At 36.1% G+C, this 26,461-nt stretch carries 21 protein-coding genes and 1 other annotated feature; of the genes, 14 read left to right on the plus strand and 7 right to left on the minus strand.

Annotated elements, in window-relative coordinates; genetic code table 11:
- Positions 1–178 precede the first annotated feature (178 nt).
- On the minus strand, positions 179–1,033 hold the full coding sequence (locus tag KTB61_RS00100; RefSeq protein ID WP_216696539.1) for an Abi family protein: 855 nt from the start codon (positions 1,031–1,033) through the stop codon (positions 179–181).
- Positions 1,034–1,336: 303 nt separating this feature from the next.
- On the opposite strand from KTB61_RS00100, the gene KTB61_RS00105 reads away from it, so the two are divergent.
- The 3 genes from KTB61_RS00105 to KTB61_RS00115 all read left to right on the plus strand — a co-directional run bounded on the left by KTB61_RS00105 (position 1,337) and on the right by KTB61_RS00115 (position 3,081).
- Positions 1,337–1,657, plus strand: a complete 321-nt coding sequence (locus tag KTB61_RS00105) for a multidrug transporter (RefSeq protein ID WP_075759284.1) — start codon at positions 1,337–1,339, stop codon at positions 1,655–1,657.
- A 2-nt stretch (positions 1,658–1,659) separates the two neighbouring features.
- A complete protein-coding gene (locus KTB61_RS00110) occupies positions 1,660–1,839 on the plus strand; it encodes a hypothetical protein (protein ID WP_075759283.1) in 180 nt (59 codons plus the stop codon).
- A gap of 384 nt (positions 1,840–2,223) precedes the next feature.
- Positions 2,224–3,081: a magnesium transporter CorA family protein gene (locus KTB61_RS00115; protein ID WP_230973553.1), complete on the plus strand. Its 858-nt coding sequence runs from the start codon at positions 2,224–2,226 to the stop codon at positions 3,079–3,081.
- 213 nt (positions 3,082–3,294) lie between these two features.
- Here the strand turns inward: KTB61_RS00115 and KTB61_RS00120 are convergent, their stop codons facing one another.
- A complete protein-coding gene (locus tag KTB61_RS00120) occupies positions 3,295–4,056 on the minus strand; it encodes an EFR1 family ferrodoxin (RefSeq protein WP_143249374.1) in 762 nt (253 codons plus the stop codon).
- A gap of 126 nt (positions 4,057–4,182) precedes the next feature.
- On the opposite strand from KTB61_RS00120, the gene KTB61_RS00125 reads away from it, so the two are divergent.
- Entirely contained in the window at positions 4,183–4,620 is a 438-nt protein-coding gene (locus tag KTB61_RS00125; RefSeq protein ID WP_075759281.1) for an RrF2 family transcriptional regulator, read from the plus strand.
- 141 nt (positions 4,621–4,761) lie between these two features.
- Positions 4,762–6,012, plus strand: a complete 1,251-nt coding sequence (locus KTB61_RS00130; protein ID WP_216696540.1) for a DUF6070 family protein — start codon at positions 4,762–4,764, stop codon at positions 6,010–6,012.
- A gap of 11 nt (positions 6,013–6,023) precedes the next feature.
- Here KTB61_RS00130 and KTB61_RS00135 read toward each other — a convergent pair whose 3' ends face one another.
- Together KTB61_RS00135 and KTB61_RS00140 are read right to left on the minus strand one after the other, a co-directional pair.
- Positions 6,024–7,823, minus strand: a complete 1,800-nt coding sequence (locus tag KTB61_RS00135) for a BlaR1 family beta-lactam sensor/signal transducer (RefSeq protein ID WP_216696541.1) — start codon at positions 7,821–7,823, stop codon at positions 6,024–6,026.
- A 16-nt stretch (positions 7,824–7,839) separates the two neighbouring features.
- Positions 7,840–8,208 carry a BlaI/MecI/CopY family transcriptional regulator gene (locus KTB61_RS00140; protein ID WP_075759278.1) on the minus strand — a complete coding sequence of 123 codons (369 nt, stop codon included), beginning with the start codon at positions 8,206–8,208 and terminating at the stop codon, positions 7,840–7,842.
- 289 nt (positions 8,209–8,497) lie between these two features.
- On the opposite strand from KTB61_RS00140, the gene KTB61_RS00145 reads away from it, so the two are divergent.
- From KTB61_RS00145 to KTB61_RS00165, 5 genes are all read left to right on the plus strand, one after another.
- Positions 8,498–9,157, plus strand: a complete 660-nt coding sequence (locus KTB61_RS00145; protein ID WP_216696542.1) for a YARHG domain-containing protein — start codon at positions 8,498–8,500, stop codon at positions 9,155–9,157.
- Positions 9,158–9,406: 249 nt separating this feature from the next.
- A complete protein-coding gene (locus KTB61_RS00150) occupies positions 9,407–11,398 on the plus strand; it encodes a thioredoxin domain-containing protein (protein WP_216696543.1) in 1,992 nt (663 codons plus the stop codon).
- Positions 11,399–11,564: 166 nt separating this feature from the next.
- Complete coding sequence (locus KTB61_RS00155; protein ID WP_216696544.1) at positions 11,565–12,488, plus strand: ABC transporter ATP-binding protein; 924 nt, start codon at positions 11,565–11,567, stop codon at positions 12,486–12,488.
- Positions 12,475–13,371, plus strand: coding sequence for an ABC transporter permease (locus KTB61_RS00160; protein ID WP_216696545.1), 897 nt, complete (start codon positions 12,475–12,477; stop codon positions 13,369–13,371). Before KTB61_RS00155 ends, KTB61_RS00160 begins: the two co-directional genes overlap by 14 nt.
- Positions 13,372–13,503: 132 nt before the next feature.
- Positions 13,504–15,642 (plus strand): glycogen debranching protein, encoded by a 2,139-nt coding sequence (locus KTB61_RS00165; RefSeq protein ID WP_216696546.1) that lies wholly within the window; start codon positions 13,504–13,506, stop codon positions 15,640–15,642.
- 84 nt (positions 15,643–15,726) lie between these two features.
- On the opposite strand, the gene KTB61_RS00170 is transcribed toward KTB61_RS00165, so the two are convergent.
- Positions 15,727–17,112 (minus strand): alanine/glycine:cation symporter family protein, encoded by a 1,386-nt coding sequence (locus KTB61_RS00170; RefSeq protein ID WP_216696547.1) that lies wholly within the window; start codon positions 17,110–17,112, stop codon positions 15,727–15,729.
- A gap of 224 nt (positions 17,113–17,336) precedes the next feature.
- Here KTB61_RS00170 and KTB61_RS00175 point away from each other — a divergent pair, with 224 nt between their 5' ends.
- Together KTB61_RS00175 and KTB61_RS00180 are read left to right on the plus strand one after the other, a co-directional pair.
- Positions 17,337–18,611 carry a diguanylate cyclase gene (locus tag KTB61_RS00175; RefSeq protein WP_216696548.1) on the plus strand — a complete coding sequence of 425 codons (1,275 nt, stop codon included), beginning with the start codon at positions 17,337–17,339 and terminating at the stop codon, positions 18,609–18,611.
- 7 nt (positions 18,612–18,618) lie between these two features.
- A complete protein-coding gene (locus KTB61_RS00180; protein WP_216696755.1) occupies positions 18,619–19,563 on the plus strand; it encodes a tRNA dihydrouridine synthase in 945 nt (314 codons plus the stop codon).
- A gap of 169 nt (positions 19,564–19,732) precedes the next feature.
- Here KTB61_RS00180 and nox read toward each other — a convergent pair whose 3' ends face one another.
- Positions 19,733–21,070 (minus strand): H2O-forming NADH oxidase, encoded by a 1,338-nt coding sequence (gene nox / locus KTB61_RS00185; RefSeq protein WP_216696549.1) that lies wholly within the window; start codon positions 21,068–21,070, stop codon positions 19,733–19,735.
- 112 nt (positions 21,071–21,182) lie between these two features.
- Positions 21,183–21,419 (plus strand) — a binding site (T-box leader).
- A 132-nt stretch (positions 21,420–21,551) separates the two neighbouring features.
- On the opposite strand from nox, the gene aspS reads away from it, so the two are divergent.
- Positions 21,552–23,297, plus strand: coding sequence for an aspartate--tRNA ligase (gene aspS, locus KTB61_RS00190; RefSeq protein WP_216696550.1), 1,746 nt, complete (start codon positions 21,552–21,554; stop codon positions 23,295–23,297).
- A 130-nt stretch (positions 23,298–23,427) separates the two neighbouring features.
- Here the strand turns inward: aspS and KTB61_RS00195 are convergent, their stop codons facing one another.
- On the minus strand, positions 23,428–24,903 hold the full coding sequence (locus KTB61_RS00195; protein WP_216696551.1) for a TRM11 family SAM-dependent methyltransferase: 1,476 nt from the start codon (positions 24,901–24,903) through the stop codon (positions 23,428–23,430).
- 165 nt (positions 24,904–25,068) lie between these two features.
- Here KTB61_RS00195 and amrA point away from each other — a divergent pair, with 165 nt between their 5' ends.
- The gene (gene amrA, locus KTB61_RS00200) at positions 25,069–26,457 is read left to right on the plus strand and encodes an AmmeMemoRadiSam system protein A (RefSeq protein WP_216696552.1); all 1,389 of its coding nucleotides are present in this window, start codon (positions 25,069–25,071) and stop codon (positions 26,455–26,457) included.
- Positions 26,458–26,461: the final 4 nt, after the last annotated feature.

Raw genomic sequence — 26,461 nt, forward strand, 5'->3', positions numbered from 1 at the left:
ACCACAGATCGATAGGTGGTATAGAAATAGTCGGGTTGATAGTGTAGTCCTCCACCAGTAACGGTGGAGGTTTTTGATTATATAGGATAATAAGAAAAGTTTTTAATATACTTTGATTCGTAAGATGGACATCCAATTTGACGGGAACCCCATTAATTCCATGGTTTTATCAGAAGGATTATACTTTTTTGATAACCTTCTTTAATTCATAATAAAATATCCGGAAGTCTGTAGCATCAAGCAAATATTTCAAGGAGATTACCGTTGCAAATAAATCAGACTTTCCCTGCTGATATCTGGAATTTACTTTTGGAATATGCAATTTCTTGTGAGCAATAAGGTCAGGAATGGAATCCTGAGTTTTGGCATTGAACAAACGATTACCATGTGCACAGATATTACGGTATTTAGTGAGAATAACCAACATCTTTCCAAGTTCATTTCTTCCGATGTGATGGAAGTCGTTGCAAACAAGGGTTTTACAATGTCCTTTTAAATATCTATACATACTGGCAGTTTCACCAATTGTAAGGTCTGTTGTAAGAACCCACAAAGGTACATCCTGATAAGTGTTCATATAATGTGCGACCTGCGGCGATGGGTGACGCCCATTAATTTTCCCATTCATCTTGCGAAAAAGGTATTGTACATCGGATAGATGATTACCATAGTCGTAATTATTGATGTTCTGATAAAAAGCAATGCCATTACCATATGTATTGCTAAAGTGATAAGAGATGGAAGACTTTACATGTTTTTCAAAGATTAATATATATTTTAAGAATACATCTCTTAATTCAGCATCAAATAGATACAAATTATAGATATCATCAAAGGTAGTACCAGGATAAAAGTTATTTGTAGCAGGGTCTTTGAAAATATCCTTGTATCCATTGATGAGACCATAGTAACTGACTTTTTCAAGAGCTGTTATTGCAGAAACCTCATCGTTTATGAATAACTGTTTTTGCTTTAGATATTTAATTTGTGCCTGATAATCTAAAAAAGGCTTCTTTTGTAGATTGTTAGCCATAAAAACACCCTCGATAAATTCTGTATAAATAACAAAACGGCCCCCGCAGGAGCCGCTCGGGTTACGGGCTTCTCAAGTTTCCGTAACTCATTCACTACGGAAAGTATAAGTCATTCCGGACAGAATGTCAAATGCTTTTTGGTAGTGATTATATGATATGCAACTCTTGAAATAATTATAACACAAACAAATGTTCGAAACAAGAAAAAATATGATTGAAATATAGTTGGAACAGATGTATATTTTTGTTGGGACAATAGGGAAGTGTATGAATTTGATAACATAAGATCGGAGGATGTTTACATGGAAGTTTCAAAAAGTGATTGGAAATTATTCAGAACACGCATTACTGAATGGCAGGAAGCCTATATGGAACGCTTAGTGAAAGAATATATTGATATGTTGAAGGAAACCGGAAACGCCTCGGATAAGTTCTGGAAACTGGAAGAGCGAATAAAGAAGGATAAGAAACATCCTGGAGTTATGCTTGAATTAAGCAAAGGAAATATGATTTTCGATATTGTGGCACTGATCAATAGTGGTGTGATTACGAAGGATGATTTAGCTGGGTTTAGTAATGATTTAGAAGAAAAATTGGATTTTTTTCTCGGTAGGGAGGGGTAAACATGGCTATTACTGAAAGAGATGAAGAAAGAGTTGAATATGCTTTTGTTATGGCTTTTTTGCCAGATTTACCAGAGAATGACGAAACAGCTGATAAAGCGTTGGAAGCATTGTACTGGTCAACCTTTTTGGTAACACTTTGTTCGAAAAATAATCTAATGAAAACGCGCTTCCATCAGTGATAAATAATGATTGTAAGAATAGGGTCTCACATAATTGTACCAATTGATATATCTTTTTGTCATCTCTCATCGAGCATTTCTACACTTCCAAAAGTAAATCGGTAATAGAAACAGCTGCAGAACATAACAAAATCCCAACAAATGAATTCACTGTAACGTACTGACATAATTATTAGTACTCCTTGGATAATAAATATTATATATCTATAGCATATGATCCAAGATGATGATTTTTGTGTTTCTGATTTCTCTCATAAAAAAACCTCTATTTTTGTATTGGTTTCCTGGGCAGTTCGTGCCATATTGTATTTGCATTTTATAAAAATAAAGAGTATTCTGATTTATTAAAGAAGAGTGATGAAAGAAAGGAGTGTGAGAGATCCTATGGTAAAGTTACAGTTTCTTACGATTATGCAGGAAGATGAATTTCGTGAATTGAAGAAGGATTTTCCACATGATAAAGAATTTTTACACAGTATCGGATCAATCCGGTATTGTAAGGCAGAAGTGTTTCGGGATTGTATTCTGGGAACTTTGCGGATTCCAGGAAAAAATGAAAAACGTACACCACAGATTGTCTTTGGATTTTACCTGACAGATAAAGAACTTTTTTTGATTGGGTGCAGTGGAGATTTGAAGCACTGGGTAGAAAAAAAGGAAGATCAGTTTCAGGAACTGAAATCGCCAGATCAGTGCCTTCTTCAGATAATGGAGTTGATGATTGAAAATGATATTCTGTATCTGTTACATCTGGAAAAAGAGATTGAAAAGATGGAGGATCAGCTTATAAAAGGTGTTCCGGATGATTTCTTTACGGTTCTTACAAGGTATCGTCAGAAGCTTTCTGAGCTGAATGCTTATTATGAGCAGTTGACTGTGATCGGTGACTTACTCCAGTCTCAAGATGGACTTTCTATCATCCATAATGCAGAACAGTGGAATCGTTACGCACTTCGGACAGAACGATTGCAAAACCATGTACATTTGCTTCGGGAAAATATACTGCAGTTACGTGAACTGTATCAGTCGCAGCAGGATGCACAGCAGAACAAGGTCATGTGTATTCTGACAGTTGTCACAACGTTATTCCTCCCGCTGACACTTTTGACTGGGTGGTATGGTATGAATTTTGTCCATATGCCGGAATTGCAGTGGAAATATGGATATGTTACAGTGATTGTTATTGCAGTTATAACGATTATTCTTGAAATCATTTATTTTAAAAAGAAAAAATTGTTGTAGAAAATATGTGATCATCCACAGGAAGAAAAAGGCATAGTGATTGGCATTAGCCTGAATTTCAAGAAAATGGCTCCTGAATGTAGGAAAACCTCAGTTCAGGGTCATTTTTCTTTACTCTAAACCGGAAAAAGGAGAAATGTCATTATGTCATTTCTCCTTAAGTTATAAATATACATGATATGATTTTGCAAGAATGATGAACCGGAAGTGGAACTAAATGAATAGTTCATTACTCTTTTTTTCTGAGCAGGCTTTTTTGATTGCTACTGAAGCTATGGCTACCATTGCTTTATTAACTTTTCGTGCATGGTTTGGGCAGTTTGAAACACAACGCATACAGGAAATGCACTTCTTGCTGTCAGCGGATTTCAGTTGATCCATATTAATTGCCTGAACCGGACACTGTCTGGCACATAGGCCACATTTTATACAGGAAGAATCTGCTTTTGGAACAAGTCCTGCACTGCCGGCTTTTTTGTATGGTCTGTTGCCCGGGATATCCGGTTTTGTAGTATCATGTTTTTCAACTTTGTCTTTGATCTTCAATGCAAAGTCTTTCAGCTGGGAAACATCGGATTCATCCGGTCTATTTGTTGCATATTGATGCATGATGGAATGTTCTGCTACAGCAGAAATCGCAGCGATTACCTGAAAACCACTTTTCACTGCAGCATCCTCCATTTCGACTAGCGAATCTTCATAAGCGCGGTTTCCGTAAACACAGACAATAATACATTTGGCATTGTTCCCTTTTGCCTCATTGAGACGTTGAACAGCAATTGAAGGAACACGTCCACCAAAAGATGGCATAGCAATCAAAACAACATCATCATCTTGAAAACTGTATTGTGAAAAATCAGTTTCCGGGTTTGAAAGATCGATAGTATCTACGGATGATGACAAATGCGTTGTGATAGCATCAGCTACTTTTTTAGTTCCACCAGTTGGACTGAAAATAAATTGTATATATCTCATATTATATCCCTCTTGTGTAATTTTTAAATTTACACCTTGGTTCTATATTATCTTATAGGTGATGTAGTGTCAATATTTACACCAAAGAAAGACTATGTTAACATAACAGATATCCAGGAGGTTTGTATGCATATCAGTAATAAATGTTCTATTGCAATTCATTGTTTGATTTTTATAAATGAATATGGTAAGGATAAAAAAGTAACAAGTGAACTTTTATCTCTTTCCACCGGTTGTAATCCAGTCACAATTCGTACCATTATGAGTGCACTGAAGAAAGATGGTATTATTTCTGTAAGATTTGGTACTGGTGGTACAATGTTAAACTGTCCTTTTGAGGAGATTTCTTTATATCGGATATGTATGGCAGTTGAACCAAATGCTATAAAAAAAATAATGGGTGTCCATTCTTCACCTTCACCTTTTTGTCCGGTTGGAAGAAATATTAAAAGTGTACTAGATACCACATATAAATCTTTACAGGAAGATATCATCAACAGTATGAAATCTATTACATTGAAAAATTTCTTAGACGAATATCATGAAACCAGGACTGTAAAATAAAGGCTGATATTATGAGATAAAGTTATCTTGACATTAATATCCTACAAGTGTAAGATATTAATAGGAAAGAGAAACAAAGCGAAAATTTTTTTGTTTTTAAATCTTACAACTGTAGGATTTAAAGGCAAAGAGGAGGTTAGGATGAAAAGAAAAATCAGATGTAAGAAAAAAATTATATATATAATTATGATACTGATGGTTGTTGCTATTTTTTGTATTTATCAAAAAAGTATAGAATTGTCCCAAAAACGTTCTACGGAGATAATTCGTTTGAAAGAAAAAATAAAAAAAGCCAAGAAACGGGGATATGATATTCCAATAGAGGAGAAAGAAAAAAAAGAATCAGAAAATGATTGTAAAAAAGTTATGGAACTTACCAGAGATATTTATAAAAATGCAGAGAAAGGAACTGCATTAAATGTTGTATTATCGGATAATACGATTTTGAAAATGAGGGACAAATTAAAGAAGACAAAGTGTCCGGTAACCACAACGGTATTTTATTCTGATATGGGAAATTATCAAAATATGGATCGCTTTCTAAAGGAGTCTGTAAAAGGGGAAAAAGGATCTATTGTGGCGTATAATATATGTTCCGATGGAAGCATCGCAAGAATGAAGTATATATTTGATGGGACCTGCATGTATCTTCTCAATACAAATGTAATATGGAATAAAAATTATGATCTTCAGATGACCTATATTTCATACACAAGGATAAAAGATTGGAAGTATACCCATAAGGGATGGTTCTGTTACGAATTATGTGTTCCGGAACCACCAGAAGTCAGTGAAGTTATAGATGGAAGCTGCTTAGTGAGAGTAAAGCCAATGACTGAAGAACAGCGGAGAATGTCTCAGAAATGTGTGAAGGAATTAGGTTATCAGGGAAATAATCTTTTATGTTCCAATTGGGATACAAAACATATGCAGGATTTAGATTATAACGGAATGTTTGAATATCTATATCAAATGAAACATAAAAAGGAGTTTCCATTTGAACGATATCCGGATGGGGTGCCGAAAGAACAATTTGAGCATTTGATCATGGATTACCTTCCGATAACAGCGGAGCAAATACAAACATATGCAGTATTTGATGATAAAAAACAGACGTATCCATTGGAACAACTAAAATGTGGTAATTATTCTCCAACTTTTTTTGGAACTTCTCTGCCGGAGGTTACGGATGTAAGAAAAAATAAGGATGGAACTGTAACCTTAACCGTTGATGCAGTATGTGACATGGTTGTATGTGATGATGCAGTGATAACCCATAAGCTTACAGTACGGTTTCAAAAAGATGGAAGTTTTCAATATCTGAGCAATAAAATTTTAAATGGTGGAATCAGGAAAATACCGGACTATCAATATCGTGTGAACAGGAAATAGGTTATCCTTTTCTATTTCCATATATTCATGTCAGATAAGATAGACAGGGTTATTTTGGCTGCGTTACTTCCGGTGGCATGTTTGTCGGCTTTGATGTTTGTAGCAAAAAAGTATGTATTTCTGGATTTTTCTATATATCCAATAAACCATCCATTCACATCCATACCATCGATACGTCCTGTTCCGGTCTTTCCATAAAAACTGCCCTTTTTGGAAGAAGAAAGTAGGATAGAGTTTTTCACTGTATTGACGTTTCTGATGTCAAAGCCGAAGCTGTTATGATATAATTTCTTTAAAAGTTCAACCTGCTCTACAGGGGAAATCTTTAAGGAAGATTCCATCCAGTAGGTAGAAAGATTGCCACTGGAATTTTCATTTCCATATTTTATTTTATGGAAATAATCATTTACAGTGTGTGCTCCAAGCTGTTGATCTATAGATTGGAAATACCAGTTAACAGAAAATCTCATTGCAGACTGTAGATTTTGATCGGCATTCCATGATGCAAATGGATAAGTTTTTTTATCCCATACTATGAAAGAATCCTCTGGGGTAATTATATTTTCTTCCAGACCAAACAGTGCATCATATATTTTGTAGGTGGAGTCTGGAGCAACTCTTTTAGTGGCATGTTCCATATCATATATGTTCCAACGGTCTTTTTTTAAATTATATAAAACAAAACTTCCTTCGTATTTTCCAAAAAAAGCAGATAGATTCCTGTAGGAAATATTCTCGGATGAAGATTTCCAATGATAGTGGTCTTTGTCTGTTGCAGATATGGATAATATGGGACTGATCCCCAAAAGAAGAAAAAGGATCAGCATAAAAATAAGGATGCTTTTTACATTTTTCAATAAGGTGGGTTTTTTATAAGAAGCAATATTGATAATACGACGTTTTATCTGTTTTGTGTTTCCACCAAGACTGGAAGAAAAAGGGAAAGGAACAAGGGAAATTTTTTCTGCAAAGTTAAGCAATGTATTGCCGTAATTTATATAGGAAGTTTCCTCAAGCATCTGTAAAACGGAAGTATCACAGGCAATCTCCCGGTCATTTCTCATTTCTCTTAGTGCATACCATACCAAAGGATGAAACCAGTATAATATTCCTATAAGATTCATCAGGTAGTTGGAAAAAGTATCTTTGTGTTTGTAGTGTTGCAATTCATGTAACAATATATAGCGTATGTCAGATAAGGTGCTGTCAGATATTAAATGGATCGGCAGATAAATACATGGTTTGAACAATCCTGAAAAAACAGGAGACATTAAAAAAGCAGTGCTGTAGACAGGAATTTCTCTTGTTATTTTCATTTCTTCCATGCAGTCATGATACAATTTGCGGATGTTTATATTCTGAAGGGGAAGAGCGGATTTTTTTAAAGTTTGCAAATGGAGAAATGATTTTACCATTAATGTAATCATCACTAGGATCCCGGAAATCCAGATGATCCATAAGATGATTCCAATGGTCGATGGAGATTTACTATGGACAGAAATTGCAAAATCATTCATCCAATTTGACAATCCGGCTGGATTTGTACTGTCTATCGCTTTTTCTTTGATAAAATCGCTATTTGATACAGAAAAAGTTTTCAGATTTATGATCCATGATAACATCCGGGAAAAATCTAAGGAACGTAATGGGAGAAAGGGAACAGCCAAAAGTGCCAGAAGCAGAAACCACAAGTTATATTGCATCCGGCTGGTTAAATGATTTTTGAATAATTTTCTACATATTAAAAAAAAACCGATGATAACACTGATAAATATATTACATATAAAAAAATGTACGATAAAATCAATCACATTCATGATCTCCCTTTCATTTTTTATTGAGAAGAGAACGTAAGTGTTCTATTTCCTGTTTCGATAGTTTATCATTTTCAATGTATGCAGATAGCATAGCAGTGATATCTCCATCGTAATAACGTTTTACAAAAGAATGGCTTTTCTGATCAAGATATTCATTTTCTTTTACTAAAGGTGTATAAACAAATACCCGCCCTTCCTTCTCATAAGAAAGAACCCCTTTGTTCACAAGACGTTTGATCAGAGTCTGTATGGTTTTAGGACTCCATGTTGTGGTTTGCAATAATTTTTCTGTTATGTCATTGGTACTGATTGGAGCATATTTCCATATGATTTTCATAACTTCAAATTCGGCCTCGGAAATTTGTGGCAGATGACTCATATCCAGTTCCTCCTTAAATCTTACGAATGTAATAATATTATTATAGGTTTCATTCTACGAAATGTCAATTGGATCAATTGGATAAGTATTAGTTTATTCATATAAGCGTCAAATATTCGAAAACAGATATTGAATATAGTTGGAACAAATAATAAAATTTAGTTGGACAATGAATACGGGATAATAATGTGAAGAAATAAGAATTGCAGGTGACAGATGTGAATGTAGAAGCATAGGATGTAGATGTCCTGGATGAATAATTCAGGCTAAATATTTAGGAGGATTGATGATGAAAAAGAAATTTATTATTTTGCTTGTTTGCGTATGTATGATAGGCGTAGTATGCGCTTGTGGAACTCAAGAAACCAAGGAAGAGGGTATGACAACTGAAAAAGTATCAACAAAAGAGGGTATGACAACTGAAAAAGTATCAACAAAAGAGGATGTGACAACTGAAAAAGCAGCAGAGGGAAAAGATACCGAGATATCTAATGATAAAATGATGGCAAGTGATGTCTCTGATGAGAAAATGCTGAATGAATTTTACGCACAGTTTTATCCAGGGCTTTCCTATGAAGAAATTGAAGAAAGAGTAATAGAAAGAACTTCCTATTATCAGTCCAGCAGATATTATGAAACTGCAATAGAATATTGGGAGAATACAAGAGACGTCAAAGATATTGCGAACAGAATAGAACCATTATTTTATACAGACATGAAATACTACACAGAAGAAGAGTTTCAGAATGTTCCATCGAAGATTATACATTTGGCGAAAAATGAGATATATGCAAGGCGTGGCTATATATTCAAAGATAAAGATTTGAACAATTATTTTATGGGATGTGCATGGTATCAGCCGAAATACAACAGTAAGGAGTTTTCTGATTCGGTATTCAATGATTATGAAACGTATAATTTACAGTTGTTGTCCAAGTTAGATAAATGAGTAAAAAAAGAGTTTATTAATTAAAAATATAACAAGAGAAGAACGTGAAAAATACGTTCTTGAAACTTTTCAGTGTAAAGAAGACTGTGATTATTGTGGATTCTGTGCTATTTACCACGGAAAATCACCGGAAGTAGTATTGGGTGATTATATCGAAGGCAAACGTTCTTTCTTGGAAATCGCCTGGAATATGCATAAATTACCGCTACTGCTACATACTAGTGACAAATAGAAGGGAGAAAAACAAATATGAGTAATCATCTGAAAAATGAGAGTAGTCCCTATCTTTTGCAGCATGCAGAAAATCCTGTCAATTGGTATCCATGGGGAAAGGAGGCTTTTGAAAAAGCAGAGCGGGAAGATAAACCCGTTTTTTTAAGTATTGGATACAGTACCTGCCATTGGTGCCATGTAATGGCCCATGAAAGTTTTGAAAATGCAGAAATTGCAGAAATTCTCAATCGATATTTTGTATCCATCAAAGTTGACCGTGAAGAACGCCCGGATATTGATAGTGTCTATATGTCGGTTTGCCAGACCCTTACAGGAAGAGGTGGCTGGCCTATGAGTATTTTTTTGACGCCACAGCAAAAACCTTTTTATACAGGTACTTATTTTCCACCGGTATCTTATAATGGGATGATAGGTTTTGGCGATCTGCTCCTTGCCATTGCAGAGAAGTGGGAAAAGAACAAAACACAGTTGCTGGAATCTGCAGATCAGATCCTTTCTTATATAATACCGGAAAGCAAAAGGGTATATGAAAAAATAGATCCACACCTGCCACAAGAAGCTGCACTGCTTTTTGCAAAAAGTTTTGACAGAGAATATGGTGGATTTGGTCCTGCACCGAAATTTCCTGCTGCTCATAATCTGATTTTTCTTATGTTATATGCTGTGATCCATAAGGACCATAAGGTATTCCAGCAGGTAGAAAAAACCTTGGAAAAAATGAGACGAGGTGGGATATTTGATCATATTGGTTATGGATTTTCGCGATATTCCACAGATAAATATTTCCTGATACCTCATTTTGAGAAGATGCTTTATGACAATGCCCTGTTGATTTTAGCATATGCAGTAGCTTACAAAGCATCAGGAGAAATTATGTTTCTTGATACAGCAGAAAAGGTAGCAGAATATATTTTTCGGGAAATGACAGGTCCTTCGGGAGAATTTTATTCTGCACAGGATGCGGATAGTGAAGGAGAAGAAGGGAAATTTTACACTTGGAGCTATGAAGAGATTCATAAAATTCTAGGGAAAGAAGCTGGAGAAAAGTTTTGTGAGTATTTTGGAATTACGGAGCAGGGAAATTTTGAGGGTAAAAATATTCCTAATCTGTTAAATGAAAAGGAGATTTCTAATAAGTTTGAGCAGGAAAGGAAACTTCTGTATGAATATCGAAAAACTCGTACAAGGCTTCATTTGGACAACAAAATTCTTACCTCATGGAATTCTCTTATGATCTGTGCACTGGCAGTTCTTTATCGTGTAACTGGAAATACACGTTATTTGCTGGCAGCGAAAAAAAATCAGAAATTTATTCAACAGTATCTCACCGAAAACAATTTTTTATATGTCAGCTGTCGAAATAAGGTACATTCTGTAAAAGGCTTTCTAGATGATTATGCCTATTATGCAGCGGCACTGCTCTGCTTATTTGAGGCTGATCCACAGAATGACTATTTACAGGAGGCAAAGCAGATAATAGAAGAAACAGAAAGGCAATTCGCAGATCAGGATGGTGGAGGATATTTTCTGTATGGAACAGAGAATGGAAATCTGATTACAAGGCCTAAGGAAACATATGATGGTGCCATGCCCAGCGGGAACTCTGTAATGGCTTATTGTCTTGTGAGACTTTCTCAGATTACAGATGAAAAGGAATACCAGCAGCGAGTTCAAAAGCAGCTGGCATTTCTGTCTGGGGAAGCAAAAGATTATCCGGCAGGATATAGTTTGTTTCAAACGGCATTGCTTTTTTATCTTTATCCACCGAAGAAAATTACAGTAGTCTGTTCGAAAAATGAATCAGACGAAATGTGGTCTCATATGCCTTTATATGCGGAAGTTAAGATTCTTTCAAAAACCACAGAGGAGTATCAGTTGCTAAATGGAAAAACAACATATTATGTCTGTGAAAACCATACCTGTCTTCCACCATCCAATGAATTTACCGAAGAGACCGGAGTGTTTGGAAAGATGATGACTAAAGGAGAAAATAAAACCAGGCAATAAATATCTTTGTCAGATTGACATCAGGTATTTTGTAAGTTATGATAAAAGAAAATATAAAATGACACTGGAAAAAATATGAAAAGGAATTAGACGTCATGACGCAGAACAATTATTTTAAGAATATGAAAATTGTTCTGCGTTTTTTCATTAGACAGGAGATGCCAATATGGAGAATATTATAGAAATCAGACATCTAAATAAAAATTTTGGTGAAGTAAAAGCGGTACAGGATTTAAGTTTTCATGTAAAAGAGGGAGAACTATTTGCTTTTCTTGGCATTAATGGTGCTGGAAAATCTACCACGATTAATATTATGTGTGGGCAGCTTGCCAAAGATGGGGGAGAGGTTGTGATTAATGGAAGAAATCTTGATCAAAGTGTAGATAAAATCAAGAGAGATTTAGGAGTGGTCTTTCAAAATTCTGTTCTTGATAAATCATTGACTGTTTATGACAATTTGGAAGTCCGTGGAGCTTTATATGGTATTACAGGAAAAAAATTTCAGGAAAGGCTTGCTGAGCTTGCCCGGATCCTTGATTTTGAAGATTTGCTGAAGCGTTCTGTAGGAAAGCTTTCAGGCGGTCAGCGCAGACGGATTGATATTGCCCGAGCTCTGTTACATAATCCAAGAATTCTCATATTGGACGAACCAACTACAGGATTGGATCCACAGACAAGAAAAACATTATGGAATGTAATCAGTAGTTTACGCAGGAATAATAATATGACGGTATTTCTTACTACACATTATATGGAAGAAGCTGCAGATGCAGACTATGTAGTTATTCTGGACAGCGGAAAAATTGTTGCCAAAGGTACACCGCTGGAGCTGAAAAACTGTTACACAGGAGATTTTGTGACAATTTATGGTATTACAAAAGAGCAGGCAGAATGCTTGAAAGTCCCATATGAACCGATTCGGGATGCTTACCGTTTTTTAGTACCTGATACCAAAGCAGCGACAGAACTGATTATTAAATATCCGGATATTTTTATAGATTATGAGATTACAAAAGGGAAAATGGATGATGTATTTCTTGCGGTGACAGGAAAAAAACTGATAGGAGGTGCGGGAAATGAAAGAGCTTAAAGCACTTGTAAAACGTAATACAAAACTCTTTTTTATGGATAAGGGAATGTTTTTTACTTCATTAATTACACCGGCTATATTACTGGTACTATATGCAACTTTTCTGGGAAATGTATATAAAGACAGTTTTACAAGCGTATTGCCAAAAACACTGGAAGTATCAGAAAAACTTATCGACGGATGTGTAAGCGGGCAGTTGATGTCCTCAATTTTAGCAGTCAGCTGTGTAACAGTTGCTTTTTGTTCTAATATGTTAATGGTGCAGGATAAAGCCAATGGTACAATCTGTGATTTGACTATTTCACCGGTAAAACCTTCAATTCTAGCCTTAAGTTATTATTTGGCAACACTTATTTCTACCTTGATTATCTGTTATGCAGCAACGGTAATCTGTCTTGGCTATGTGGCAGCCACAGGATGGTATTTAAGTGTGAAGGATCTGGGCCTGATTTTTTTGGATGTATTTCTTCTCGTATTATTTGGAACGGCATTATCCAGTATTATAGGTTTCTTTTTATCTACTCAGGGGCAGATATCAGCAGTGGGAACCATTATCAGTGCAGGTTACGGATTTATCTGTGGAGCATATATGCCTATTTCTCAGTTTTCGGAGGGACTGCAGAAAGTCCTTTCATTTCTGCCAGGTACTTATGGAACATCATTGCTTCGTAATCATGCTTTAGGTGGTGTTTATAAGGAAATGAAACATGTGGGATTTCCATCAGAGGTCATAGAATCGATAAGAGATTCCATTGATTGTAATTTGTACTTTTTTGATCAGAAGGTTTCATTGGCAACAATGTATATGATTCTTACCGGTACAGTTATTTTATTGATTGATATATATGTTTTTATAAATAAAGTAAGGCCTTATAAAAGATAGAAATGATGATTATGAATCTTTTTATAATCAATAAAAACCAGTGATTTGTCAAATTTTACCTTGCGACTTTCTACCTATTGAAATATAATAGGGGAAATAAACTGTGAAACAAAAGAGAAAGGTGGAAATCATATGAAGTTATATAGTCAGAGTTTTATAACAGATTATCCGGTACCGCAGATACCAGTGGATGTAATCGAAGGATTTCCAGTACGTCCGGGACTATTTGATGTAAATGGAGCCATGGCACTTTCTAATGGGGTAAATTTCACTATTCATACTCATGAGGGAACAGCATGTGAATTATTGTTATTTCATAAAGGGCATGAGGAACCATTTGCGGTTCTGCCATTTCCAGAAGAATATAAAATCGGTGATGTTTATTCCATGATTGTATATGGCCTTAATATAGAAGAATTTGAATATGCATACAGGATTGATGGACCTAATTGTCCGGAGAAGGGGCTGTTGTTTGATAAAGAAAATATTATATTGGATCCATACGCAAGAGCAGTAACCGGACGTCATGGATGGGGAGAGAAAAAAAATGGAGCCTATCATGCAAGAGTTGTAAAGAATTTGTTTGACTGGGGAGATATGCCTCAGTCTTCCCAAAAGATGAGTGATCTGATTATATATGAATTGCATGTGAGAGGCTTTACCCAGCATGAATCTTCAGGTGTTGATGACAAATATAGAGGTACTTTTGCAGGTCTTAAGGAGAAAATTCCATATCTAAAGGAATTGGGAATCAATGCGGTGGAATTACTGCCTATTTTTGAATTTGATGAGACAATGAATGAAAGAGAACATAATGGTCAAAAGCTGTTAGATTACTGGGGATATAATACGGTAAGTTTCTTTGCGCCAAATAAGAATTATGCGGCAAAAGATGAATCAAATCGAGAGGGATGGGAATTAAAAGAATTAATCAAAGCCCTTCATGATAATGGAATAGAAGTTATTCTGGATGTAGTATTTAACCATACTGCGGAAGGAAATGAGCAGGGAACAAATTTTTGCTTTAAAGGACTGGACAATAAGATTTATTATATGCTGACACCAGAGGGAAATTATTATAATTTCAGCGGGTGCGGAAATACACTGAATTGTAATCATCCGATTGTCCAGCAATTGATTCTGGAATGTCTAAGATACTGGACGGTCAGTTATAGAATAGATGGTTTCCGCTTCGATCTGGCAAGTATTCTTGGTAGAAATGAAGATGGGATGCCGATGAATAACCCGCCACTGTTAAGAAGTCTTGCAAATGATCCGGTATTAAGCAATGTAAAACTGATTGCAGAAGCATGGGATGCAGGTGGAATGTATCAGGTGGGGAATTTTCCGGCAAGTAAACGATGGGCAGAATGGAATGGAAGATATAGAGATGCTCTAAGATCATTTTTAAAAGGGGACAGCTGGGCATCATGGGAAGCAGCCTGGAGTATGTGCGGTTCAGGAGATTTATATGGGGGAGATGATCCCAATGATTATAAAATGTATGCCGGATATAATTCCTGTGTGAATTTTCTCACATGTCATGATGGATTTACTTTGTATGATCTGTATTCTTATAATATGAAACATAATGAGAGTAATGGATGGAATAATACAGATGGAGCTGATGATAACCGAAGCTGGAACTGTGGTATTGAAGGCGACACGGATAACCAGGATGTGTTGAACCTTCGTTTCCGGATGATAAGAAATGCCTGTGCTGTTTTAATGTGCAGCAGAGGTACACCAATGTTTCTGGCAGGTGATGAATTTGCTAATACCCAGTACGGTAATAATAATGGATATTGTCAGGATAATGAAGTTTCATGGATTGACTGGTCATATCTGGAAAAAAACAAAGATTTATTTGAATTCTTTAAGTTTATGATAGATTTTCGAAAGAAACACAGAATCATAAGAGAAAAGCTTCCAAATGCCGTTTGCGGGATGGATCCAATGCATGCACATGACCTGAATGCAGAGAAAGCATTCCTACCAAATGATGCAAAAACTGTTTCTGTCAGTTTTGCAGGATATGATAAAGAAAAAGGACATGATGATCTGATATATATTTCTGTGAATTCTGACTGGAATGATGCAGTGATTACGCTACCGCAGCTGCACGGGAACGGAGAATGGTATTTAAGTGTTAATACCTACGGTGATGAAAAAGGAAAATATTTTTATAAAGAAGGAGAAGAAGTAAGAATTGACAGGGAGTTTATTCTACGTCCACGTTCAGTGGCAGTGTTTACTGGAAGACCATATTAAACTGTCATATGATACTATCCTAAATTAAAAAATGGTAATAAGAAAAACGGATGTTTTCTATTTGGAAGAACATCCGTTTAATTATTATTCGTTTTTAAAATATTCTTTTACCAGTTTTACAACTGTTCCTGATAAAAGGAACAGGGCAATTAAGTTTGGAATAGACATTAATCCGTTAAATGTTTCTGCGATACTCCAAAGAAGCCCAAGGTCTACGGTTGCACCAAGAATGGCAACAAGAGAGTAGACAACCATGAATGGTTTAATTACTTTGGAGGAAAATAGAAACTCAATGCATCGGGCTCCATATAATCCCCAGCCTATAATGGTGGAGAAGGCAAAACAGCATAAAGCAATGGCAGTGAAAATAGAAACCCAGTTTCCATAAGTGGAAGTAAATCCAAGGATAGTCAGTTCTGCACCTGCAGCAGTTCCATAATGAACAGGTATTCCGCTACACAAAATAACCAGTGCAGTCAAGGTACAAATAAGAATCGTATCTGTGAATACTTCAAATATTCCAAAGAATCCTTGTTTTACAGGATTTTTTGTATCAGCACATGCGTGTGCGATAGATCCGGTACCAAGACCTGCCTCGTTGGAGAAAATTCCTCTGGCAACCCCTTTTTTCATACTAAGGAAAAAACTTCCGACAACTCCTCCGGTTACTGCAGCAGGATTAAAAGCTCCATAAATAATAGACGAAAAAACAGCAGGAATACTGGAAATATTTATGAAGATAACTCCTAGAGTCAGCAGGATATAAACAAGAGCCATAAAAGGAACCAGTTTTTCTGTAACTTTTCCAATACGCTTTACTCCACCTAAAAGAACAAGAGCAACTAAAGAAGCAATTACGATTCCCAAAATCAGATTAAAAACACTAAGAGAGTCCTGATTAATAATATGGAAATTCAGTAAAGCAGAGTTTATTGCTGTTGTAATAGTATTAACCTGTGTTGCATTTCCAGTACCAAAAACAGTTAAAACTCCGAAAACAGAAAAAAGAACAGCCAGCCACTGCCAACGTTTTCCCAGACCATTTTTTATATAGTACATTGGTCCGCCTACAAGATCACCTTCAGCATTACGTTCTCTGTAGTGAACAGCCAATGTCACTTCAGCAAACTTGGTACACATCCCAAGAAAAGCGGAAATCCACATCCAGAAAACTGCTCCGGGACCACCAATAGCGATTGCTCCTGCAACACCGGCAATATTTCCTGTTCCCACAGTTGCGGCAAGAGCCGTACAAACTGCCTGAAATGGAGTCATAGAACCTTCAGAAGCTTCTTTTTTTCGGAAAACACGGCCAATGGTTGTTTTAATTGCATAGGGAAATTTCCGGATCTGCAGAAAATGAGTACGAACACTTAAATATAGCCCGACTCCAATAATGCAGATCATCGCAGGCACACCCCAGATAAAATTATTTATGGCAGCATTTAGTGATTCAATTGTATCTAACATATGATATAAAATCCTTTCATTCTTTTGTATACAATGTCCATCACCGACGGACATATATGCTAAATAATAACATAGAATAGGAGAAATGTACAGAAAGAAGAAGGGTGAGTTGTAAACATATCCTGTTTTTGCTTATCAATTATTAATGACAAAATATACAAATCCATGATACAATATGATTTAAAATATTGGGAGTTAAAAAAATATTTAAGAGATAAAGGATTATGAAGTACGGAAAGCATAAATTGACGACAAATCTATTAGGAATCTCTATTCTTCCTCTTCTTATTTTTGGAATCATTGTAACGATGATAACTTCATTGACCATCTACAACAGTCTAAAAAATGAGGTTAAAGATAATTTGCGTATACTGGCATATACCTCATATAAAAATTTTGAACTGTTATTTCCAGGAGATCTGTCAGAAAAAGATCATCACATAGTCAAAGGAGATAAGAGTATAGAAGGACAGACACAGATTTTGGATGAAATCCGGGAACTATCAGGAGCAGATATAACTTTGTTTTATCATAGAGAACGATGTCTTACTACCATATGCAAGGAAAATGGGGAGCGGGCACGTGGAACAGAAGCATCAAAAGAAGTATCCGACCAGGTATTGAAAAAAGGTCGTGATTTTTTTTCAGACAATGTAATGGTAAATGATACCAGGTATTTTGGATATTATATGCCAATTAAAGATTCGAAAAATAATATCAGTGGAATGATGTTCGCAGGAAAACCAAGAAAAGATATATTAATAGAAATGTCAAAAAGTATAGCGATTATATTTTGTGCTGCATTTATAACCATAATAATAGCAGCAAACATAGTTTTTCATTATGGAAAAAGAGTGATAGGATCTCTGAATCAGATTAAGAAATTTCTTAAGGATATAGCGGAAGGAGATCTTACGACAAAAATTGATTCTAAAATACTTGATAGGCAGGATGAAATTGGTCAAATGGGACGGTTTTCAGTAATGCTGAAAGATTCAATAACAGATCTTGTTGGAAAAGATCCTCTTACAAGATTACATAACCGCCGAAGCTGTCAGGTTGTTCTGGACAGTTTTGAAAATAAATATAAAAAAGATGGAAAAGACTTTGTCATTGCTATTGGTGATATTGATTTTTTTAAACAGATTAATGACCGATATGGTCATTTGGCTGGAGATAAGGTTTTACAGGATATTTCTAATATTATTTCCTCTTTTATGGAATATTGTGGATTTGTATTTCGATGGGGTGGAGAAGAGTTCCTTCTTATATTTGAAAACATGACTATAGAGGAAACACGCTTATGTGTGCAGGAATTTATGGATGAAGTTTCCGCATCAAAAATTATGTGGAAAGACCAGGAGATTATGTTGACTATGACTTTTGGAATTGCAGGAACCCAGGAAAAAGACAGTTTATATAAGGTAATACAGTTGGCAGACAGCAGATTGTATAAAGGGAAAAAACAGGGAAGAAACAGGATAATTGAAGGAGATTAAAAAAACAGTGAAATTTTATTTTGCACCTATGGAAGGAATTACGATTTTTTTGTACCGGAATGCATATGAAGAATTTTTTGGAGAAATTGATAAATATTTTACACCTTTTATCATGCCTAATGGAAAGAGAATTTTTAAGACAAGAGAATTAAATGATGTTCTACCGGAGAATAATGAGGGAATCCATCTGGTTCCTCAGATTTTAACACGAAAATCTGAAGAATTTATTAAAACTGCAAGAGAATTAAAAGTTATGGGATATGAAGAGGTAAATCTTAATCTGGGGTGTCCTTCTAAAACAGTGGTTTCCAAAGGAAAAGGATCAGGTTTTTTAAAAGAGCCAGAAGATCTGGATGTTTTTTTATCAGAGATATTTGATTCATTGGATATGAAAATTTCTATAAAGACAAGAATAGGATTAAATGGACCAGAAGAATTTGAGGAGTTGCTGGAGATATACAACAGATATCCTTTGGAAGAACTGATTATTCATCCTCGCATTCAAAAAGAATACTATCAGGGAAAACCGCATCTGGATATCTTTGAGAGGGCATGGAAAGATAGTGTAAATTCTGTCTGTTACAATGGGGATATTGTTACGGTTGAGGATTATGAAACCATAACACAGCGTTTTCCAAAAATTGATAAGGTGATGATAGGAAGAGGATTACTGCATAATCCTGCATTGATTCATCAGATAAAATACAAACAGGAATTACAAAAGCAGGACCTGAAAATGCTCCATGATCGTATATATGAAGCATATCAGGGTTATGTGTCAGGAGATAAAAATGTTTTGTTTAAAATGAAAGATTTCTGGTCTAATCCTGTTAAACTGTTTAAGAATCACGAGAAACATGCCAAAAAAATTCGAAAGGCACAAAAACTTAAGGATTATGAAAATGCAGTGAAAGCATTATTTGAAGAAGATTTTATATCAGATGAGGGATGACTCCCGCCTCTGTAGGCGGTGAGCAACAATTATGTATCAGTGGCGGGTTTCAATCCCCCATCTGATATACGCTCCGCGAGGATGCGCAGGAATTCGGATTGGAAGTATGTCTGCTATGCAGACCCGAATTCCGCGCCAAGACTCGCGAGCGAGTCTTGAAGATGGAAACCTATAAAGCTTTTAGAGCAGCCATTGTAATATAGTTATATGGCTGATTAAAATGTGGAAGGAAAAATAAATCAAATAGTTTTAACTGATCAATAGTAACCTGTTCCTGAATGGCAAGGGAAAACATATGGATTGCCATGGAAATATCATATTCTGAGCAAAGCTGGGCACCTAAAATTACCCGGCTTTTTCTTTCGTAGACAATACGTATCATGACTTTGGAATTATTTTTCTTCATAAATAAGGCTTTCTGGTAATCTTCAAAGTCTGTGGATGCGGCATTAAATCCAAGCTGCAGGGCCTTTTTTAAGGTAAGGCCGGTACTGACCATTTTTAAATCCCATATACTGATGCCATTGGAGCCTTGAACACCAGGTGATTCCATAGGTGTGCCGCAGGCATTGTGAGCAGCAATGATTCCTGAACGTACTGCGTTTGTGGCAAGGGCAATATAGTCGGTTCGTCTGGATGCATTATTGTATACAGTAGAACAGTCACCGACAGCATACACATCTTTTATGCTGGTCTCCTGACGACTGTTTACTAAATATGCACCATTGGAAAATTGCTGGATGATGCTATTTCCAAGTTTTGTATTTGGGCGGAAACCAGTGCAGAAAATCACCATATCTGCCGGATAAGAGGAATGATTTGTTTTCACACTCTCAACTTTCTTTTCTCCTTCCAGACATTGGACACTTTCATTAAAAACAAGACGGATTCCGTGATGTTTAAGATTTTCTTCCATTTTTTGAGTAAAAGGGCGGTCAAAATAGCTGGTCAGGCATCCGTCGGCAGAATCAATTAACGTAACTTCCTTTCCATTTCGCTGAAATGCTTCTGCAAGTTCAACTCCAATGTATCCTGCTCCGATTACAGTTATCTTCTCGATAGAATGATTGTTTAGTTTTTCTATGACATCCTGTGCATTTTGATATAATTTTACAAATTGCACATTTTCCAAATTCATGCCTTTGATGGGAAGTGAAACAGGAGCAGAACCTGTGGCAAGAATTAATTTATCATAAATCTGTTCATAGTAATCTCCGGAAAGACTTTTTGCTTTTACTGTTTTTTGATTAAAGTCAATGGATGTAACTTTAGTATTCATATGAATAGAAGCTCCTTTGCTTTCTAAAAGCTCTTTGCTGGAATAGAATAATTCATCAGGACCGGAAATCTGCCCACCAATCCAAAGAGCCATACCACAGCCAAGAAAGCTTATATTGGAATTTGCATCAAATGCAGTAACTTCTATATCTTTATAATTGTCAAGAATTGTATTTAATGCAGCAGTACCGGCATGATTGGCACCGACTACAATGATTTTTTGTGACATAAGTAAAACCTCCTGCTTGTTTTTCAAGAGTATTCCACAAAATGGGAAAAACATTCAGAAATAAAAATAAAAAACCAATTGACAAATATTATTTTACTCCATTATAATGATTCAATAGGCGATGACGGAGAAAAGTAACATAAATTATCGTTCCCAGTGAGCAGGAGATAGTGAGAACCCTGCAAAGTGAATTTATGCGAAGAACACTTCAGAGCATCAATCTGAACCCGGATACAAAAGTGTCGACGGCAGTAGGTGAGACGTAAGCTTGGCGTTAACAGGCACACAAGAGAGACTGGTAAGACAGTAAATCAGGTGGTACCGCGGACTATACAGGTTCGTCCTGAAATATTTTCAGGACGGGCCTTTTTTCATTGGGAAAGAACTTGTTATGCTAAAGCGTAAGAGTCTTTCTGTGAAACCAGAATGCCCCGCCTGAATATGAATACAAGAACAAAAACCATAGAGAAGGAGATTGAAAATGTCAGACATGTATCGCACAAAGACAATGGATCAGATTTCTGAAAATGATATCGGATTTGAATTAAAGATTGCCGGCTGGGTGGAAAATATTCGTGACCATGGTGGCGTATCTTTTATTGATTTACGTGATATGTATGGAGTCATGCAGGTGGTTTTAAGAGATACAAGCCTCTTACATGACATCAGAAAAGAAGAATGTTTATCTGTGGAAGGTGTAATAGAGCACCGAGATGAGGAAACATACAATCCTAAGATTCCTACAGGAACCATTGAATTGGAAGCACATAAAATTGATATTTTAGGAAAGGTTTATACAGATCTTCCGTTTGAAATTGCGACATCTAAGGAAATCAGAGAAGATGTTCGTTTAAAATATCGTTATCTGGATATGAGAAACAAAAAGGTAAAAGATAATATTCTGTTCCGTTCCAAAGTGATTCGTTTCTTAAGAGAAAAGATGGAAGAACTTGGATTTGTGGAAATTCAGACACCAATTCTTTGTGCATCTTCTCCAGAGGGTGCTCGTGACTATGTGGTTCCATCAAGAAAATACAAAGGAAAATTCTATGCACTTCCTCAGGCACCACAGCAGTATAAGCAGCTTCTGATGGTATCTGGAATTGATAAATATTATCAGGTTGCACCATGCTTCCGTGATGAGGATGCCCGTGCAGACCGTTCTCCAGGAGAATTTTATCAGCTGGATTATGAAATGAGTTTTGCAACTCAGGAAGATGTATTTAAAGTTGGAGAAGAAGTACTGACTGCAGCATTTAAAGAATTTGCACCAGAAGGATTTGAAATTACAGAAGCACCATATCCGATTATCAGCTATAAACAGGCTATGCTGGAATATGGTACAGATAAACCAGATCTTAGAAATCCATTAAAGATCGTAGATGTTACAGAATTTTTCCAGAGATGTACCTTTAAGCCATTCCATGGTCAGACAGTTCGTGCCATCAATGTACACGCTAAACTGTCAAAGGGACAGCATGAGAAACTTCTGAAATTTGCTCAATCCATCGGTATGGGTGGTCTGGGATATTTAGAAGTGAAAGAAGAAATGAGGTACAAAGGACCAATCGATAAATTTATTCCAGATGATATGAAAATGGAACTGGCACAAATGGCAGGATTGGCAGAAGGCGATACTATTTTCTTCATTGCTGCATCTGAAAAAGCAGCATGTATTTTTGCAGGACAGATTCGTGATGAATTAGGAAAACGTCTGGATTTAATTGAAAAGAATGCTTATCGTTTCTGTTACATCAATGATTTCCCAATGTATGAAATTGATGAAGAAACAGGAAAACTTGGATTTACACATAATCCATTTTCAATGCCACAGGGTGGGCTGGAAGCATTAAATACAAAGAATCCACTGGATATTCTGGCTTATCAGTATGATATTGTATGTAACGGTGTTGAATTATCATCTGGAGCAGTTCGTAACCATGATATGGAAATCATGGAAAAAGCATTTGAAATTGCAGGATATGATAAAGAGACATTAAAAGATAAATTTGGAGCATTGTACAATGCATTCCAGTTTGGTGCACCACCTCATGCAGGAATGGCACCAGGAATCGATCGAATGATTATGCTGCTTCGTAACGAAGAAAATATTCGTGAAGTTATTGCATTTCCAATGAGCGGAACCGCACAGGATCTTATGTGTGGAGCCCCAAGTGAAATCACAGAACAGCAGTTAAGAGAAGTACACATAAAAGTACGAGACTAAATACTACAAACCCACTTCTAAGCAACGGCTTCGGACCTTACAGTCCTGCAGATTGATTGCTTATGAAGTGGGTTTTTCGTTTAATATAGATGACGATAAATAGGAAGGCACCAGCCCCAAAATAATGTCCTTATCTGAGGATTATCAGCCATGTTTCCGGTTTTTCCGTTATCTTATACTGTTTGATGATCTGAAAATTACATTTTGTGCAGAGTTTTTTTACATACTCGTGATTTCTGGTATACATAATGATGGTTCCTTCTGGGCGCAGGAGTCGTTTTGCCATTGGAAAGAAATTTTTATAGATTTCGTAAATGTCGTTTTCACTTTTTTGTCCGGTTGCGTAAGGCATTTCTGTGAAGATTTCATCAAATGGATATTCATGGGCGAATGCAAAACAGTCTTTGTTGACATAATGAATGATCTGATCTGCCAGATTAGTATTGATAATGGCTTTTTCAATTGCTTCTGGAGAATGGTCAATTCCATATGATGTATTTCCTTTAACGATTTTCTGTCGTTCAATCAGCATAGTACCAACTCCGCAAAATGGATCCAGGATCTGGGCATCAGGCTTCATATAATCTTTCGCAAGCTGTACAAGAAGTGCTGCATTTACAGGTTTAATACTTGTTGGAATATATTCTTTCCTGTAATCAAATCTATGATCATCTATGGTATATAATTTTAAAAATAAATAATAGTTTCCATCTTTTCTTTCAATCAGGCGGATTTCAAATTCATAATTTGAAGTAGAATTTATCAGTTTACGATGACTGTATTTTTCAATGGATGAAGCAATTTTCTGAGTAAAAATACTGCGATCCTTTAATGCCATTTTATTTTTTACGCCAAGACGAAAATAAAATGGGAAAGAACCATCATGGGATTTGAATAAAAAATCCAATAAACTGGAGGAAGCAATAGTTTTTCCAAGAACTTCAGGTTCTGGACCACATGATATCATGCCTGGTATCTGAAATAATAGCTCGTTCCAGGTACGGATATTCAATAAGTGCCGGATATTTTTTGTGGAAATACGGACTCCCAGTCTGGATGTTGAAGTTTCAGAGGTATTCATTTGTTTTTCTGTGATTTCAGGAAACAGTGGATTTGTACGAAACAGGCAGTGGAACGTATTTTTTCCGTTACGGAAAGAGTGAATCTGATCTTCGTTGACAGAAAGAATCAGATCTGTTAGTGCATGAAGTTCCTTTTCCATATGTTTTTTATTTTCAGAAGTTGTTTCTGTTTCAGAAAGAGCTTGCAGATGCTCCTTTAATTGTGGAAGAAAAGGTGTAATATCCATATGCTGCATGGCACGGAGATAGGCTTCCTTAACAAATAAGGTCTTTTCTTTTTCGTAAGCCTGGAATAAGTTGTCTGCATAACTGGACAGATTAAGGTTACCAATCAGCAAGGCCGCATTTTTACGTGTTTTGGCATCATCATTTTGTAGAAAATGAGAAAGATCCAGACCATCTTTCAAAAGCCAGGATATGACCATTTCCTTGTTTGTGGAATCTTTTATTTCCTGACGTAACTGACTTAAGGTCTGACGTACTTCTATTTCATTTTTTAATCTTCGACATAAATTATAAATCATAGATAAATCCTTTCACTTTATAGACATAATATCTTATTAGGAGTATACCTTATTGAACCAGGTGCGTCCAGTCTGAAAGATTTGTCTGCTTTTTTTTCTCTGAGGTTTATGATACGATAAAAATAGAAATATAAATAGAAAATGATGAGAAAGGTTGGATGATATATGGCAATTGTAGGAGCATTTATGGTTCCGCATCCTCCATTGATTATACCTGAGGTTGGATGTGGAGAGCAGCAGAAAATAAGCGATACTGTGGCAGCATATAAAAAAGTAGCTGGGAAAATTGCAGCTTTAAAGCCGGAAACTATTGTGATTGCGACACCTCATTCTGTTATGTATGGTGATTATTTTCATATTTCACCAGGAACCGGTGCAGATGGGGATTTTGGACAGTTTCGTGCACCAGATGTAAAAATACATGTGGATTACGATGTTCCTTTTGTGCAGGAATTAAGCCTTGAGGCAGACGAACATGATTTTATGGCAGGAACACTGGGAGAGCGAGACAGCAGGCTGGATCATGCATTTATGATACCGCTGTACTTTATTAATCAGATATACAGTGGCTATAAAACTGTGAGAATTGGATTATCAGGATTATCCTTTGCAGAGCACTATCAGCTGGGTGAATATATAAAAGAAACAGCATTACGTTTGGGACGACGAACAGTGGTAATTGCCAGTGGAGATTTATCTCATAGATTAAAGGAAGACGGACCATATGGATTTGCAGAAGAGGGACCGGTTTATGATCAGAAAATCATGAAAATTATGGGAATGGCAGATTTTGGTGAACTGTTCGGGTTATCAGAAGAATTTTGTCAGAAAGCTGGGGAGTGCGGACAGAGAGCATTTTTGATTATGGCAGGTGCATTGGACCAGACAGCTGTGGATACAGAAAAATTATCCTATGAAGGACCGTTTGGTGTCGGATATGGAATCTGTGCATACCGTCCAAATGGTGACGATACAAACCGGAATTTCCGGGAAAAGTATATGGAATGTCAGCGGGAAAGACTGGAGAAACAAAAGCAGGAAGAGGATGAATTTGTTAAACTGGCAAGGAAATCTCTGGAAGAATATATGACTGGAAGAACACTTATTTCTGTTCCGGAAGGACTGCCAGATGAAATGATGGATCATAAAGCAGGAGTTTTTGTATCTTTAAAGAAAAACGGAAGACTGAGGGGCTGTATTGGAACCATTTGTTCTACAACTGATTCTATTGCGGAAGAAATCATACAAAATGCAGTGAGTGCAGGATACAAAGATCCAAGATTTCCAGAAGTTAGAGCGGATGAACTAAGTCAGATTGAATATAGTGTAGATGTTCTTGGAGAACCAGAGGAAATCACATCGAAAGAACAGCTGGATGTGAAGAAATATGGATTAATCTTAACAAAAGGTGTAAAACGAGGGCTGCTGCTTCCAAACCTGGAAGGTATTGATACCATTGAACAGCAGATAGAGATAACCAGACAAAAAGCAGGAATTGCAGAAGATGATAAAAATGTAAAAATGGAGCGATTTGAAGTCATAAGGCATAGGTGATTGT

Source organism: Anaerostipes faecalis (assembly GCF_018982945.1).
GTDB classification, from domain to species: Bacteria; Bacillota; Clostridia; order Lachnospirales; family Lachnospiraceae; genus Anaerostipes; species Anaerostipes faecalis.